Below are 13,874 nucleotides of genomic sequence, written 5' to 3'. Positions count from 1 at the left end.
GTCGGGGCTTTGTCGTTTTTAGGTTTTTGGCTGTAATTGCCACTCTATCTACAACTTTTGAATGGCATTCTAGCCATTGCAATTTCTAGCAATCTGGATAGCCACCAACAAAAAAGCGCTGGTTAACCAGCGCTTTTGCATTTACTAAGGGCATTACATCTTTTTAAAGATGATGGAGGTGTTGATGCCGCCAAAGGCGAAGTTGTTACTCATCAAATATTTCACGTCCAGCTCTCGGCCTTGTCCGGCGATGTAGTCTAAATCACCACATTGCTCGTCGAGGTTTTTTAGGTTGAGCGTTGGGTTGAACCAGCCTGTGTGCATCATTTCTAAACCTAGCCACGCTTCAATCGCGCCACAGGCGCCTAGTGTGTGGCCAAAGTAGCTCTTGAGTGAACTTATTGGCACTTTGCCCAGAGCATTCGCTGTTGCGTTGCTTTCCGCAATATCGCCGCGGTCGGTGGCAGTGCCGTGAGCAGATACATAGTCGATCTTCTCAGCAGGAATCCCCGCGTTTTGCAAAGCCATTTCCATACAGATTTGCATGGTTTCCATCTGTGGTTGAGTGACGTGTGCGGCATCACAGTTGCTGGCAAAACCGATGATTTCTGCATAGATTTTCGCGCCACGAGCGACGGCGTGTTCGTACTCTTCCAGAACTAGCGTTCCCGCACCTTCACCAATCACCAAACCATCGCGATCGGAGTCATAAGGTCTTGGTGTGCTTTTCGGGTCTTCATTCTTCAGACTGGTGGCAAAAAGGGTATCGAAGACAGCAGATTCCGTTGGGCACAATTCTTCAGCGCCACCAGCAACCATCACCGTTTGGTAGCCGTGTTTGATCGCTTCGTAGGCATAGCCGATTGCTTGGCTGCCAGAAGTACATGCACTGCTGGTTGGGATCACTCGGCCTTTCAAACCGAAAAATAGACCAACGTTCACTGCCGTAGTATGCGGCATCATCTGCACGTAAGTCGTTGCGGTGATCGCTTTAGTGGTTTTCTCATTTAGCATGACACCAAATGCACCGATTGCGTCGGTACTGCCTGTTGATGAGCCGTATGCGATACCCGTTTGACCGTTGGTTAGCACGTCGTTACCAATCAAACCTGCTTGGCTTAGTGCGTTTTCTGTTGCGACGGTCGCCAATTTGGAAACACGCCCCATGCCGCGTACTTGCTTGCGCTTGTAGTGCTTTGGCAGTTCAAAATCTAAAATTGGTGCCGCGAGCTTGGTGTTCAAACCATCATACTGTTCGTAAGAAGGCATGTATTGCGTCGCGTTCTGGCAGTCACGCAGTTTTGGTTCGACAGATTGCCAATCGTTACCAAACGCAGTCACGCCTGACATTCCGGTTACAACAACTCGACGGCTCATACTAGGCCTCCGTTTACCGAAATGACTTGGCGAGTTACATAGCCTGCGATGTCAGACATAAGGTAACTGACTAAACCAGCAACTTCTTCTGGCTCTCCCATGCGGCGCAAAGGAATTTGCGGCATCGCGTGTTCTTTCACGTGTTCGTCTACCATGCCTGTGTCGATAAGCCCTGGAGCAACGCAGTTTACGGTAATTTTGCGTTTTGCCAGTTCAAGAGCGAGTGATTTTGTTGCACCAATTACGCCCGCTTTCGCTGCGCTGTAGTTAGTTTGACCACGATTCCCCATTAGGCCAGAGACTGATGCAAGGGTAACAATTCGGCCTCCTTTGCGCTTTTGCACCATTGGCATAACACAAGGGTGAAGAACGTTGTAGAAGCTATCTAAGTTGGTATGAATCACACCATCCCATTCTTCTTCGGTCATCGCAGGGAAAGCGGTATCTTTTGTGATGCCAGCGTTGTTTACGACGCCATAGTAAGCGCCGTGTTCGGCGATATCGGCTTCTAGCTTCTCACGACAATCTGCACGGTCACTGATGTCGAATTGGATAAGACGACCGCTACCACCATGCTGTTCGATGGTGTTTAGGGTGTCTTGCGCGCCTTGTTGATCGCCCATGTAATGGACAATGACTTGGAAACCATCTTTGGCTAATTGAACGGCAATGGCTTTACCGATGCCTTTGCTGGCACCTGTAACGAGGACTTGTCGGGTCATTGTTGACTCCTGATTTTCATTTCTTGTAATTTTTCTTCTGATGGAACGTAAACGTTCAATTGGCAAGTCGCTACAACAGTTCCTTGTAGCTCAATACGGGCTGAAAAAACCGCCATACCGTTATCTTCCATAACTTTTTCAGCATACACATCGAGCACCTGTCCGCGAGAAAACGCATCGCATTCAGACGTGTATCGACGGCTACCAAGCAAAAAGCCAATCGGTGGCGCTTGTTCTTTCATTAATGCGTGGTAACCAGACCACGCCGCGACAGATTGCGCCATAAACTCAATGCCAACGTAAGCTGGCACAGTTTGAGAGGCTGAGTCGAAGAACGGGTTGTGTTCTACGATATCAACCTGGCAGTGAATCGTATCTTGTTGAACATCCAAAGCACGATCAACCAAGATCATTGGTTTGTCGTGTGGCAAAAGTTGTTCGATGGGAGGAAGTTTAGTCATGAGCGTAACCAAAAATAAGACTAATATTATTGCCACCAAAAGCAAAAGAGTTGCTGAGAATCGCTTTGTTACCCAGTTTGGTTGGCGTCTCAACTAACGATATATGGATATCGTCTGCCTTGGTTTCGCAGTGTTGTATTGGCAAATCAAGGTTGTACTTGAGAATATGCCAAGCGATCGCGGCTTCCGTTGCACTTGCTGCGCCTAATGTGTGTCCGGTAAGTGGCTTTGTCGAGCTTACGGGAACGGAGTCACCAAAGCAGCGATGAATGGCTTTGCTTTCCATCGCATCGTTTAACGGCGTTGCTGTGCCATGCGCGTTGATGTAACCAATGTCTTGCGCTGTAAGTCCTGCATTGGCCAACGCTTTTTTCATCGCTTCTTCTGCGCCTAACCCTTCTGGATGTGGTGCGGAAATATGGTGTGCGTCTGAGCTGTCGCCAGCTCCGAGAAGAGCAACGGGCGCAGGTGTTTTGCTTAGCAACATTAATGCTGCGGCTTCACCGATATTGATGCCGTTGCGATGTTGGTCAAACGGCTTACAAAGGGTATCGGATAGAGCTTCTAAACCGTTAAAGCCGTTTAGTGTGAGGCGACAAATGGTATCCACACCACCCACAATAACCGCATCAACAATGCCAGAGCGAATCAGGCGTTGCGCGGTTAAAAAGACACGCCCACTAGAAGAACAGGCGGTTGAAACTGAGTAATGTGGGCCGCTCAAATCAAAGTAGGCGGCAATAAAATCGCTGCAGTTGCCAAGCTCTTGTTTGGTGTAATGGTAGTCGGCAGGAAAATTACCCTTTGCCAGCTTTTCACCAAATGCGATTTCGCCATCTGAAATGCCAGATGTGCTGGTGCCGATCACGACTGCGATACGGTCACGACCATATTTAGCAATGGCGTCACGCACGTCGCCTTCGATTTGCTGCAAAGCCGAAAGTGCGAGGCGGTTGTTTCTCGTATCAAACTGGCTGAGTGCGGGTGGTAATTGCGGTAACGTCTGTGCGATTCGACCGATTACTGTTTGGCGGCCTGAATTTAAAATATCTCGGTCAACCACCATGTTGGATGGCTTCGCTCCCGATAAACACTGGTGGATGAGCGCATCATCTTGTCCCATGGCAGAGTGAAAGCCACAGGCCTGAATATACAAAGGTTGAGAAGAGCGAATAGGCATATTGTTATTCTAAATTGTTCTTAATTAATCTGATGTTGCAGTGTTTGAATAGAAATTGAAAACTGATGTTTGAGGTGATGAAAATCAATCTTACCCTCTAACTTGTTAGAAGAGCTGTATTGAATCTCAATGATCTTTTCACCGTCGCTATCAAAGATGGCGCGAGAATTATTTTTATCAATAATTCGCCACCTTACCTCATTTAACGATCCTTCCCAAGCGGAACTCGGCCAGAGCGTGATCATCAGGTTAAATAATACCTGTTCTGGCTGCGGTAGCGAACCTTGTAAACCGTTGAGCACTTCGGTTTGAATTTGTTCTCCATCGTAAGACAGTGAGAGTACTCTCGTCCCCCAGGATGAGAAGCCTGCCAGCACCACTTCGTTGTTGATCACTTGCAGTTGTACCGGAAGTTGCTCAGATTTGGTTTTACCATCTATTGCCCAAGAAGCCGTAATTAACTGACTGGCAGACAACTGATAGCCCAAGCTTGCGGGAGTGGGCAAGCTAACTTGGGTGTGCTCGGCAATGTCGACCTGAGGCGTCGATTGGTGAGGGACCAAGCTGCATGCACTTAAAAACAGGCTCAGTGCGAATAACGTCGCGCAGCGAAAGGCGTGATTGAAAATCATGACGTCGTTTCCTCTGTTTTAATTGCAATCGGAGAGAGCAGCCAAGCGACAAAAATACCACTTAACACCGTAATGCCAAAACTGTGAATCGCGTGAGTTTGGCTGAGTGACAGCAATCCAAATGACAGCACAGTGGTTATTGCCGAAAGGGTGATCGCCAATAGTGTGCTCACGCTGCGGGCTTTCTCGGCAAAGAACAGAGTGTAATCGATCCCGATACCAAGAATGAGCACCAAGCCAAGCAAGTTGAATAGGTTTAATGTTGTTCCCATCGCGACTGCCGTTGCCAGACCGCAGGCGCAAGCAATCAATGATGGCAGTAAAACTCGCCAACTGTGTTGCAGACCGTACCGCTTGATTAATACCAGAAAGATCACAGCACTGGCGGCTGCCAATAGTTCCATGATTTTGATTCGGTATTCACCAAATAGGGCGGATATTTCCTCAGCTTTGTTTAGATAAACAACATCAGACTGCGATTTGGCAAATGCCTTAACAACGGCGGAGTCTTGCAATTGGTTTAACACCACTACCGTTGCAGATTTTCCTTTGATCTTACCCAAATGGAGAAAACGCACAGGCGCTGATACTGGGTTTTGCAAGTACTGATCAACCGTGACAGGGATAAAGTCGGCGTCCATTTTAGGCTTTTTACTTAAGCTCAGTCCGGAAGCTAGTGGGCTGGATTGTGTCGCGTAAAGATCGCGAATCAATTGATAGTCTTGTTGCTGACGCTCCACCGAGCTCAAGTAGCGGCTCAGACTTTGGTAGCTTTCGATGGTGCTGTCCGCTTTCCACGCTTCTAATGTTGGCGTCAAAGACTCCAGCTTTTTCATTAGGTTTTCGTCATCGTCGGCGGTAACGACCAACATTTGCTGCGAAGATTGCATGCCACTAAGCGTCGTAATCAAGGTTTCTTGCTGCTTGAGATCGTTCGGCATCGTTTGCAGTAGACGAATGTCGTCATCGTAGTTCAATTGCAGCAAGAAAAAGCCACTCGCAACCACACATAACATCGGCAATCCGACTTTAATTCGAGGTTGATTCCAAAGCGTTAACCATTTCGCCAACAGTGATTGTCCCGGTAATGTCGAAATGGATCGCGATGGGTTACGAGCCAGTATCGGATACCAAGCCACCACGGTGACGTAAGCGGCAATCAGACCAATGGATGAAAACAGAGCAAGCTGCTGCAAACCAGGAAACGGTGCCACTAACATGCCCAAATAGCCGATCAAGCTGGTGATTAAGCCAAGTGTGATAGCTATGAAAATATGCTTTAATCCTTGCTCGCTATCCCATTCATTTCCCGCCGCAAGACGTTCGGTTAGGTAGTGGAATGCGTAGTCGATAGACACGCCGATTAAACTTGCGCCAAACACTAAACTGAACAGATGGACTTTTCCAAAAATCCACGTTGTCACTGACAACGCAACGAGCAAACCAATGGTGATGGAAAGCAGTGCCAGAGACAGCGGCATCACACTCCGAAAGACCAGCAAGAACAATGCAATGATACCGAGTAGAGAGAATACACCGATGGTGCTGATCTCCGATTTTGCACTTTGCGTACCAAAGTCGGCGTAAAATAGAACGCCAGTATGTGCGACTTCAGCGCCATATTTCTGCGCGACGCTTTGTTCTAGCGCTTGAATATCAGGGACTGCAAGCTGCCCAGTTAGGCTATAAGGCGAGTCTTTTAGTTCGGCAGTAATAAGCAAGTATTGAGCATCGCCTTTTTCGACGGACAGATAGCCGTTATCCAATCGGAAAGAGGACGATTGCTGGGTAACTTGGCTTAAATAATCACGAAATAGCAAGAAAGGGTCATTTTGTAACTCTTGCCCAGTCACCCCAGAAAACGGGTTGTACAGCGACTGAATCACATGCTGCACTTGCTGTTCTGGATTTTGGCTTAAACGCTCTCGTTGTTCAGGCGTCAGCAATTGGAAGCGGTGCTTAAAGTAGTAACTCGCCCAAGCTTGCTGTTCTTGAGGTGAGATTTTTCCTACCACATCGCGAAAATGATTACTTTGGCGTAACCCCTTATCAAATTCAGCGGCCGCTGCAAAAAGGGCATTTTTGTCCGGCGCTGTGATCACGAAAATGACTTTGTCGCTCATACTTGCCGAGACCGACTCAAAGGCTTGCTCAGCCACCGGGTTTTGTTGGTTCTTCGGCAGCAGTTTTAAAATGTTGGTCTCAATCGGAGATTCTGCACTCCAAACCCATTGTTTGAGTAGCAACGCGCCCGCTAAAACAACGAGATTGAGCCAAACCAGAGCAAAGGTGTGAGTGCCAAGACTGAGTTTAGAAACGGAATTGAGCGTCTTCGGCATCCGTGAGTTCCTGAGGTAGAGAGGTCTGGTTCGTAAACGTGATTTCGGTTTTATCGCCGCGCAGCTCTTGTAGGGTTAGGCGATCAATGTGCGTTTTACCGGAAAGAGTGATGGATTGAAACACCGCATTTAATGGCGACTGTTTGGGCACTAAAACGAGCTGCCAATGATTGTTCTCAACTGAAAAATCGAGTGTGAATTGTTCTTGCAGTGCAGAAGTATCCCCGTGGAACACGGATAAAAACACATGGCTAAAGTAGAACGCCATTGGGTTTTCTTCTGCAGAGATCGTTTTCGGAGCTTGGTCGGCAAAAGTCTGACGAAGTTTGTTTTCCGTCAATACCAAATTGACTGCGAAAGGTTCTGTTTGTTGCCACAACAAGCCATGTGTTTTGCTCAGTGTGAACTGACCTTTAGAGGTTAAAGGTTGACTAAACATTTCCAGATGACGCTGCTGCGTAAAATCTCCGCGTACGATTTCATGCTGAGACAACTGCTGTTGAAGCGACGCCAAATCCGTTACGTTTGCTGTCGGTGTGGCCAGTGCTGGAACAGAAAATATCAACAAAAAAGAGAGTAACCACTTTTGCATTAGTTCCGGCTCCCATGGTTGTGCCATTGCTCTACTTTATCTAAAAAGACTGCTGGAGACACAAAGCACATCTCTTGCTTTTCAATGGATACGGCGACTTGCGTTGTATGCGCTTTGCACATACGTTGATTCGTTTCGGCGTCGTAAATCACGTAATCCACACGTAAGCGGTTTTCCCACTCCGTGAGTTGCGCGGTAATACGAATGGTGTGATTAAACGGAATCGCCTTCACGTATTTAACGCGCGTATCGATGATCGGCCACATGTGCCCAGAGTCTTGCATATCGCGATAGCTGTATTGGAGCTTCTCCATCAGCACACGACGCGCTTCTTCAAAATATCGAAAGAAGTTGCCGTGATAAATCACGCCCATCGGGTCAGCATCTTGGAATGAGGTGACCATAGTCACCTCCGCTTCTAATGGGTAGAGAACCTGCTCTTGCATTATACCTCCACGTAGAGTGGCCAATGACGTTGCTGAATGCGTTCAATGAAATGACGCAAATCTTGTTCTAACGGGCGATCTTCAATCACAAACTCAAACTCGCTCAGTACGGCGTCACGAATTACTCGCAAACTCTGACTCATGTGGTGTTCGTCCAATTCGTTATGACGGCGACGAATCTCAACCGCTTGAACGCTTGCTAGGAGTGAAGCCGCAGCAACTTGCTCTGTTAACTCAAGTACGCGTAAGCAATCACGAGCCGCGATGGTGCCCATGCTCACTTTGTCTTGGTTGTGACATTCGGTTGAGCGAGAAAAAACGCTTGCTGGCATGGTGTTTTTCAACGCTTCTGCCGTCCAAGCTGAGATACCAATCTGAACCGCTTTAAAGCCGTGGTTGATCGGTTTACGCTCGCCTTCTGCACCGGTTAAGTTAAACGGCAGGCCGTTATTGAACTTGTAATCCATCAATTGCGCCATCTGACGATCCAGCAAATCAGCTAAGTTGGCAATGTTCACTTTCAACGTATCCATCGCCATTGCGATATGACCACCGTAGAAGTGACCGCCGTGCAGAACGCGCTCATTGTCGCCATCGATGATTGGATTGTCGTTGGCACTATTTAGTTCATTCTCAATCAATTGACGTAGCCAAGGCAGTGAGTCTTGCACCATGCCAATGACGTGTGGCGCACAACGTAGCGAGTAACGATCTTGCAGTCGGTCGCTATTGCGTGGCGGACGCTCAGCATTGAGATCATCACGCAGCCAAGCCGCAACTTGCTGTTGACCAGGATGAGGTTTTACCGCAAACAACGCTTCATCAAAGTGGAAGTCATTACCTTGCATACCCACAGAGACCATCGCGGTAATCTTGGTGCACAGCTGCGTTAGGTATTCTGCGCGTTTGTAGGCAAGACAGGCGAGGGCAGTCATCACGGATGTACCGTTCATTAACGCCAAACCTTCTTTTGGTTTTAGGCGAATTGGCTCAATGCCCAGCTCTGCAAACACTTCTTGTGTTGGTCGCACATCGCCTTTGTAAAGCACTTCACGCTCGCCAATTAAGGTCGCTGCTAGGTAAGACAGAGGCGTTAAATCGCCACTTGCGCCCACAGAGCCTTCTTGTGGAATACGCGGCGCAATATCGTGATTGATAAGCGTAACGATTTGGTTCAACAGACCGTGAGACACGCCAGATACGCCTTGCGACAATGAACATAAACGTGTCGCCAACACCGCACGAGCTTGCTCATGAGAAAGGATTTGACCTAAGCCACAGCCATGGAAGCGCGTAAGGTGCAACGGAAGTTCATCCACAAGAGCAGGTGGAATCGCCACAGTGCATGAATCGCCGTAACCCGTGGTCACGCCGTAAATAACGCCTTCTTCCTTCAGTAATCGTTCCAGAAACGCCACGCCACGATCAATTTTCGCGGTAAATTCTGGCGAGGTGTTCATGTGTGCCTTTGCACCTTGAGCAATGGCAACGACATCTTCGATGGTTAAAGATTGGGCACCAAAAGTGATGTTGTGATTATTGTTGTTTGTCATGTGGCTGATTACTTAAAGTCCAGAAGTTAAAAAAGTTGTACCACTGTAACGGCGCTTGCAGTGTGTGGTGTTCTAATCTTTGTGCGTACTGTTGAACAACGTGTTCTAGTGCCTGCTGACGTTCCTTGCGCGGTAGCGTGATTTGGTCACTAAAGTGTTCAAAGTACACATTAAAATGCGGAGTGTTTGCTTCATCGTCGCGTAGGCCGAAGAGTAGATAAACCGGCGCTTTTAATACCGAGGCCAGCATGAATGGGCCTTGCGGAAATGGCGCTGGTTTACCAAGAAAATCTGCCCAAACGACACGATTTTCTTTGCTGGTAGAAGTGCGATCGCCAACGATCACCACCCATTCGCCTTGCTCGATTTTTTGTTGAAGCAGAATCGCGGTGTCTGGTCCCATTGAGCTGACTTGAATCAAATTCAGTTCCGAGTTTGGGTTTACCGCCTTCATTACCGCATTAAATTGTTCAGCGTGTTGGGTAAATACCAAGGCGTTGATTTTGACATGAGAGTGTCGACGACCAAGCGCGCGGCAGAGTTCGATATTGCCAAGGTGCGAGCCTAAAATGAGCACGCCTTGTTTTTTCTGCGCCATCTCTTCGAAATGATGCTGGCCGTGAATGGTTAGGTTATCGACGTTAAAGTCACCTTGCCAGGCAGCCAGTTTGTCGAGCATGGTTCGCCCAAAAGAAAGCAGATGATGATAGCTGTCCAACTGTTTTGGTAGTGCGATGCTCTGCTGCGTTGCGTAGTACTGCAAGTTTTGCAGGTAAACCTCAGACGCTTCACGGGCAGATTTACCCGTGAAGTGGTAGTAGCGCATGACTAATTTTAAAATCAGGTCAAACGCTTTTCTGCCGAACAAGCGGTAAACCGCGAGTAAGGTTTTGATGCCTAAAATCGTGCCTTGTTCTTTTCGTTTCGACCAGTGGGCATTATTGTCATCTGTGTTTTGGCGCTTTCTGGCGAGTAGCGAAGGAATGCGCGGCAACATGCCAAAAAATAGGCGAGTGTGCATCCAGCTTATCTTGACGTTGTCCCACAATGCGTCGAAGTGGGAAATGCCACCTTCAGGGTAGATCACGCGCGTTGGAACAAAATCAATGTCGACGCCTTCCCAATACATTCGCACTAGAATTTCGATATCAAAATCCATGCGTTTGCCGATGCTGTACTTGTTCAACACGGCGACCGTTTTCGCCACTGGGTAGGCGCGAAAACCGCACATGCTGTCTTTGATAGATAGTGACAAGGTTTCTATCCACACCCACACGTGCGTAGCGTAGCGACCATACAAACGGGATTTAGGTACGCTCTCGTCGTATATCGGTTGGCCCGAAATCAGGTTATCTGGTTTTGTTTCGCTGGCGCTGAGCAATTTCGGCAATGCTTCTAGGTCGTGTTGACCGTCTGCGTCGATTTGAATGGCGTGCGTAAAACCAAGTTGGTGAGCTTGATGTAGGCCTGCCATCACAGCGCCACCTTTGCCTTGGTTTTCTCTCAAACTAATCAGTTTTATCAGTCCTTGCTTGCTCAAAGCAGAAAGCGCTTGTTTGGTGTCTTCATTGCTGCCGTCGTCAACGGCCAGCACTGGCAAAGCGAAAGAGGATAACGACGCAACCACGTCTGCAATTGTGCTGCCGTGGTTGTAGCAAGGAATTAAAAAGCAGGGGCGATAATCACTCACGTGACTCACCCAGTTTCATTTTTCCTGACGAGTGAGTCACCAAGGTTTCACCGTTTGTCGATGTGTACTTAAAGGTCAATTTCTCGCGCTCATTGTCCCAAGATAGTGAGAGGCAAACGTCGGCGTTTGGCAGAATCGGCTCTTGAAATTTGATGACTTCCATTCCTTTAAATACCTTGGGAGTATTCAAATATTGAACGGCGTAGAACAGCGCCCAATCAATTTGAGTGACGCCGGGTAAAAGAGGGAAGTGATTGAAATGACCTTGGAAATCTAAGATGTCAGCATCCACTCGCAGCGACAGCTCCGCGGTATGGTCACTCACTTCAATATTCTGAATAGTTGGTTTTCTTTTTTCCATGTTACTAGCTTTATTGGAATAGTTTTTCAATTTCAGCAACTTGGCGTTTGCCTTGGCTGTTCAATGGAATTTCGTCGACCACTCGGAATTTTCTCGGGATAGCGATCGGTTCTAGCCAATTGCGCAGTGCCTTGCGAAGCTCAAGCCAAAATTTGCCTTTACCAAGTTCATTAAGCACATCGCTGCCTTGATCGTTAAGTACGATGATCGAGACTAACGTGAGGCGACCAGATTCTTCCATTGGGATCACCACGCTTTCTTGAACCCACGGCAATTGCTCTAAACGTTTTTCCACTTCGACAAGGGAAATACGCTTTTCTTCGACTTTGACGATTCGGTCAGTGCGTCCACGCAATTCAAAAGAAATACTATCATGGAAATAGCATTCATCCGCAGTTTGGTACCAAGTGTTTTCATCAATGTGTGGCGAGCGGAGCTTTAAACAATTTTCATGGTTAAGCTCGGCTTCAACACCAGGGAATAACGTCCAGGGAGTACTGGCTTCGTGCTGCTGACGGTAAGCGATGCCGCCGGTTTCTGTGCTGCCAAAAACTTCAATAGGAAGTGACCCAAACAACAACTGGCTGTGCTGCGCGGCTTGGTTTGGCAAGGGACCACCAGAAGAAAATACGCACCGAATCGCAACCGGATTGTGCTCTTCACTGAGTCGTTTTAGTAACGCAGGGCTGCTTACTAGCGTGGTGTCAGCATCAGCGTGATGGACAATTTGCTCTGGGAACTCAAGGTTGTGTGCTGAAAATGGACGTGCGGAGCACAAAGGCCACAATACGCGGAACAGCAAGCCGTAAATGTGTTGATGAGAAACGGTGCTTTCAACGCGTGTGCTGGCAACCGTGTCGCCCCACAGGTTATCTAGAATAGCAACTTCGATATCGAGCTGTTTCAGCGTTTTTGCAATGGCTTTTGGTGTGCCGCTTGAACCCGAAGTAAATAGCGTTACTGGTATTTCTGCCAGGTTTAATTCACGCCAAAAATAAGGTTGTTTGGCCTCTGGCTCGCTAATCACGGTGGTTTCTAGCAATGATTGAGCTTCGATCAAAAGCGAGCTCACGAGTTCTGGAGCCGAGACATCGGCATCATGCAGCAACAAATCGTAGTGCTCACTGAGCTCTTTGAGTGCTTCTGGTTGGTAATTACCAGGTAATACAATGGATTTTCCTGCATAACAACAAGCAAAAAAGCCAACGGCAAACAGGTAGCTGTTGCCAAAACACAACGCAATGTTTTGCGTTGGTTGGGTTTCTAGCTGTTGAGTAAGTGTTGCGACGTGCTGTTGGAAATCACCCCACGTGATAACCGTATCGCGATCGTAAGAGACTGGGGATTGCTCAGGCCTCTCCGCGATGAACAAGGTCGCTAGGGAGGTAAAGCTCGAATACGTTGTATTCATACGATTAGTGTTCCTTTCGAACAAATTGACGCACGATCCATTCTCCAGCGAACAAGCCACCAGCAAGTAAGTAGCTGATGAGGCCGTTATAAAGCGTCCATATTTTTACTGGTAGGAAACAGGTATAGAGTGCAACGGCAGCGTTGAGCGTAAAAAAGGCGCACCAAACCATCGTCACTTTGCGAGTGTAAGCCACGCCACTAGCCGGAAGGTCGGGTTCTTGCAAGCGAGCAAGCCTCTCTATGATCGATTGCGGCTGTTTTAAGCTCAGTCCAAATACACACAGCATACATACATTGACAACGACAGGGTAAAACTGAAGCCACCCATGTTGTTTAAACACCATGCCAAGCGTAATTAGGACAATGCCAACAGCGCCCGTAACGAGCGCCAAGAACTTAAACTCTTTTAGTGGGGGCTTATTTGCGACGAAAACACGCAAAAGTAACGCAGCAATTAACAAGCCCCCAACTAAGTTCAAGCCAAATTTATCTATACCGAAATAGACGGCGAAGGGGTAGGCAAACAGTACAATTGCAGACAGACCAGTCAGCAATTGGCGCATTAACTTTCCTTCAATAATTCAGTGACAGCGTTAACCACATCGTCAACGGTTCTTACTGCACTAAACTCTGCTGGCTTGATTTTTTTGCCAGTGACATTCTGTAGGTGTACGACCAAATCAACGGCGTCAATGCTATCAAGATCGAGATCTTGGTATAAGTGCGCATCTGATTGAATGTCGGCTGCGTCAATTTCGAACAGCTCAACAAGCGCATCTTTAACTTGTTCAAATACTTGATCTTTATTTACATCAGTCATGAATATACCTACAACTTATTCATTAGTTTGAGAAGAAACGTATTTCGCTAGATTTGCTACAGACGCAAAGTGTTCGCGCGTATTTGAGTCGTCGGCATCAATAACGATGTTGTATTGTTTTTTTATTGCGAGTCCAAGCTCAAGCGCGTCGATAGAATCTAAGCCAAGTCCATCACCAAAAAGTGGTGCATCCGTTTCAATATCATCTACGGTTAAATCTTCAAGGTTTAAAGCATCAATAATAAGTTGCTTAATGTCGTTGTGTAACTGTTCCACTGGGACCTGCTT

General features: G+C 47.6%; 15 protein-coding genes. All 15 read right to left on the bottom strand.

Going from position 1 to position 13,874, the window contains the following annotated elements; genetic code table 11:
• Nucleotides 1-153 precede the first annotated feature (153 nt).
• From J4N40_RS12090 to J4N40_RS12020, 15 genes are read right to left on the bottom strand one after another with little or no spacing between them, the layout of a single operon-like run.
• A complete protein-coding gene (locus J4N40_RS12090; protein WP_005382295.1) occupies nt 154-1,377 on the bottom strand; it encodes a beta-ketoacyl-ACP synthase in 1,224 nt (407 codons plus the stop codon).
• The gene (gene fabG / locus J4N40_RS12085) at nt 1,374-2,099 is read right to left on the bottom strand and encodes a 3-oxoacyl-ACP reductase FabG (protein ID WP_005388326.1); all 726 of its coding nucleotides are present in this window, start codon (nt 2,097-2,099) and stop codon (nt 1,374-1,376) included. Before fabG ends, J4N40_RS12090 begins: the two co-directional genes overlap by 4 nt.
• Nucleotides 2,096-2,560, bottom strand: a complete 465-nt coding sequence (locus tag J4N40_RS12080; RefSeq protein WP_047009504.1) for a hotdog family protein — start codon at nt 2,558-2,560, stop codon at nt 2,096-2,098. The genes fabG and J4N40_RS12080 overlap by 4 nt, the downstream gene beginning before the upstream one ends.
• On the bottom strand, nt 2,553-3,740 hold the full coding sequence (locus J4N40_RS12075; protein WP_213903594.1) for a beta-ketoacyl-[acyl-carrier-protein] synthase family protein: 1,188 nt from the start codon (nt 3,738-3,740) through the stop codon (nt 2,553-2,555). The genes J4N40_RS12080 and J4N40_RS12075 overlap by 8 nt, the downstream gene beginning before the upstream one ends.
• Nucleotides 3,741-3,760: 20 nt before the next feature.
• Complete coding sequence (locus tag J4N40_RS12070; RefSeq protein ID WP_053350454.1) at nt 3,761-4,372, bottom strand: DUF3261 domain-containing protein; 612 nt, start codon at nt 4,370-4,372, stop codon at nt 3,761-3,763.
• The gene (locus tag J4N40_RS12065) at nt 4,369-6,711 is read right to left on the bottom strand and encodes an MMPL family transporter (protein ID WP_064376296.1); all 2,343 of its coding nucleotides are present in this window, start codon (nt 6,709-6,711) and stop codon (nt 4,369-4,371) included. Before J4N40_RS12065 ends, J4N40_RS12070 begins: the two co-directional genes overlap by 4 nt.
• Nucleotides 6,683-7,303: a LolA family protein gene (locus J4N40_RS12060; protein WP_064376295.1), complete on the bottom strand. Its 621-nt coding sequence runs from the start codon at nt 7,301-7,303 to the stop codon at nt 6,683-6,685. Before J4N40_RS12060 ends, J4N40_RS12065 begins: the two co-directional genes overlap by 29 nt.
• Nucleotides 7,303-7,749: an acyl-CoA thioesterase gene (locus tag J4N40_RS12055; protein ID WP_250654262.1), complete on the bottom strand. Its 447-nt coding sequence runs from the start codon at nt 7,747-7,749 to the stop codon at nt 7,303-7,305. The genes J4N40_RS12060 and J4N40_RS12055 overlap by 1 nt, the downstream gene beginning before the upstream one ends.
• Nucleotides 7,749-9,302 carry an HAL/PAL/TAL family ammonia-lyase gene (locus J4N40_RS12050; RefSeq protein WP_064376293.1) on the bottom strand — a complete coding sequence of 518 codons (1,554 nt, stop codon included), beginning with the start codon at nt 9,300-9,302 and terminating at the stop codon, nt 7,749-7,751. The genes J4N40_RS12055 and J4N40_RS12050 overlap by 1 nt, the downstream gene beginning before the upstream one ends.
• On the bottom strand, nt 9,286-10,992 hold the full coding sequence (locus J4N40_RS12045) for a glycosyltransferase family 2 protein (RefSeq protein WP_250654261.1): 1,707 nt from the start codon (nt 10,990-10,992) through the stop codon (nt 9,286-9,288). The genes J4N40_RS12050 and J4N40_RS12045 overlap by 17 nt, the downstream gene beginning before the upstream one ends.
• The gene (locus J4N40_RS12040) at nt 10,985-11,353 is read right to left on the bottom strand and encodes an ApeI family dehydratase (RefSeq protein ID WP_017634794.1); all 369 of its coding nucleotides are present in this window, start codon (nt 11,351-11,353) and stop codon (nt 10,985-10,987) included. The genes J4N40_RS12045 and J4N40_RS12040 overlap by 8 nt, the downstream gene beginning before the upstream one ends.
• A gap of 10 nt (nt 11,354-11,363) precedes the next feature.
• Nucleotides 11,364-12,764, bottom strand: a complete 1,401-nt coding sequence (locus J4N40_RS12035) for an AMP-binding protein (RefSeq protein WP_250654260.1) — start codon at nt 12,762-12,764, stop codon at nt 11,364-11,366.
• A 4-nt stretch (nt 12,765-12,768) separates the two neighbouring features.
• Nucleotides 12,769-13,329, bottom strand: coding sequence for a COG4648 family protein (locus tag J4N40_RS12030; protein WP_250654259.1), 561 nt, complete (start codon nt 13,327-13,329; stop codon nt 12,769-12,771).
• Nucleotides 13,329-13,586: an acyl carrier protein gene (locus J4N40_RS12025; protein WP_005382279.1), complete on the bottom strand. Its 258-nt coding sequence runs from the start codon at nt 13,584-13,586 to the stop codon at nt 13,329-13,331. Before J4N40_RS12025 ends, J4N40_RS12030 begins: the two co-directional genes overlap by 1 nt.
• Nucleotides 13,587-13,601: 15 nt before the next feature.
• Nucleotides 13,602-13,862 carry a phosphopantetheine-binding protein gene (locus tag J4N40_RS12020; protein WP_005382278.1) on the bottom strand — a complete coding sequence of 87 codons (261 nt, stop codon included), beginning with the start codon at nt 13,860-13,862 and terminating at the stop codon, nt 13,602-13,604.
• Between the last annotated feature and the right edge of the window lie 12 nt (nt 13,863-13,874).

The organism is Vibrio sp. SCSIO 43097 (assembly GCF_023650755.1).
Lineage (GTDB): Bacteria > Pseudomonadota > Gammaproteobacteria > Enterobacterales > Vibrionaceae > Vibrio > Vibrio alginolyticus.
This window is presented reverse-complemented; position numbering and strand designations above follow the sequence as displayed.